1 protein-coding gene and 1 riboswitch are annotated in these 1,769 nt (G+C 38.5%); the gene reads left to right on the forward strand.

Annotated elements, in window-relative coordinates:
• Positions 1-204 precede the first annotated feature (204 nt).
• Positions 205-314: riboswitch (SAM riboswitch) on the forward strand.
• A gap of 95 nt (positions 315-409) precedes the next feature.
• Positions 410-1,642 carry a homoserine dehydrogenase gene (locus COD92_RS31395; RefSeq protein WP_098531046.1) on the forward strand — a complete coding sequence of 411 codons (1,233 nt, stop codon included), beginning with the start codon at positions 410-412 and terminating at the stop codon, positions 1,640-1,642.
• Positions 1,643-1,769 lie beyond the last annotated feature (127 nt).

Here is a 1,769-nt window from a genome sequence, read left to right on the forward strand (position 1 = left end):
CTCGAGGTCATGAGCCAATCCGTCCAAAAGGTTAAAAAGCAACGTTTCGGCCAGCTGGTCTTATGCTTGTCGGGGCTGTTCAAGGCGCTTGCGCTTTTGTTCATCAAATAATCGAATTAAAAGAATATATTGACATTTAATAATAATTAAACTAGAATACTTTTTATAACTTAACTTGGTAATTTAAATGAAAATAAAATATAACTCTTATCCAGAGAGGCGGAGGGACTAGGCCCGATGAAGCCCGGCAACCATCAAGGTATTCCTTGAAAAGGTGCTAATTCCTGCAGGTTATTTAGCCTGAAAGATAAGAGGAGGAATTGGCCCTCTTCTTATTAAGAGGGCTTTTCTTATTTAGCAGAAAAACTGACGAAAAATCTAACAAATATAATTAGAAGGGTGGATCAACATGTCTGTAATTAAAGTGGCAATCCTGGGGTTTGGGACTGTTGGTGAAGGATTTTATCGGACGATTCAATCACATGCGGAAGAACTGACAGCCGTTTTAGGCAAGAAGGTAGAGGTGGCTGCCATACTAATCAAGAACAAGCAAAAGGAGCGGGACATTAACAAAGATGTATTAGTTACAACAGAATTTACGGATATACTAAATTTGCCACAGCTTGATGTTGTTGTCGAAGCCATTGTTGATAAAGATCCAACCTACATATTTTTAAAGAAAGCCATTGAGCGTGGCTGTCATATTATTACAGCAAATAAGGAAATGTTCGCCCACTATGGACAAGAGCTGCTTGAACTTGCAAAAGAGCATCATGTCTCTGTTGGATATGAAGCCACTGTAGCTGGAGGAATTCCGGTTATTCAAACATTAAGACAATTATTAAACGTAAATCGTGTTCAGCAAGTTCAAGGTATTTTAAATGGAACATCGAATTTCATTTTAACGGAAATGCGAGAGAAGAAGCTTTCTTTTGCCCAAGCTTTACGAGCAGCACAAGAAAACGGCTTTGCTGAGGCCGACCCGACAAATGATGTAGGAGGCTTTGATGCCTTTTATAAAGCCATGATTTTAAGCAGACTTGCCTTTGGAGAAGAACCAAATTGGCATGCAGTTGAAAGGGTAGGGATTACTTCAATCACAAGAGAATTGATTGACACAGCTGAAAGGCTTGGACTAAGGTTTAAACATATTGCCAGTATAAGCAAATCGAGTCATCAACTAAAGGCATCTGTTAAACCAGTCCTTGTTGGAAATGAGCATCCTTTATATCATGTCGAAGGAGTTCAGAATGCAGTAAACATTTCTTCGGATATTGTTGGTCAAATAACACTACAAGGACCAGGTGCAGGGATGTTTCCAACAGCAAGTGCGGTTATTGAAGATTTAGTCTACGTCTGTCAGAACCGGCCTGAAAGCCAAGGATTCTTATCAACAAGTGAAACCAATACTGCTATTCAGGACCTTGAGCAAAAAGAAGAAACTTGGTTATTAGCTGGATTGTTTAATAATGCGATTGACCCTTCGATTAAATTGATTGATCATGTTGAAGATGGAACATGGATTGCAAAAGGGAAAAAGGAAGAAATTGAGGAGCTCTCGACACAAAATAATGAACTTATCTTTTTTCCGATAATAGGAGAATATGAAAAAGAGCAAATATCGGCAAGAGTAGCTTTATAGAATAATTAAACATTATCACCTTTATACAAAAAGAGCCCACGGCTCTTTTTTTTATGAGATAAGAAAGTATAAAAGTTTTTGACTTTGAGAATTGTCTAGCTCCAGCACCTAGCCCCTCGATGGTCTA

The organism is Bacillus sp. AFS037270 (assembly GCF_002585305.1).

Excerpts from the sequence above, each read along its gene's own strand:
- COD92_RS31395 (WP_098531046.1), top strand. The coding sequence starts at position 410 with ATGTCTGTAATTAAAGTGGCAATCCTGGGGTTTGGGACTGTTGGTGAA.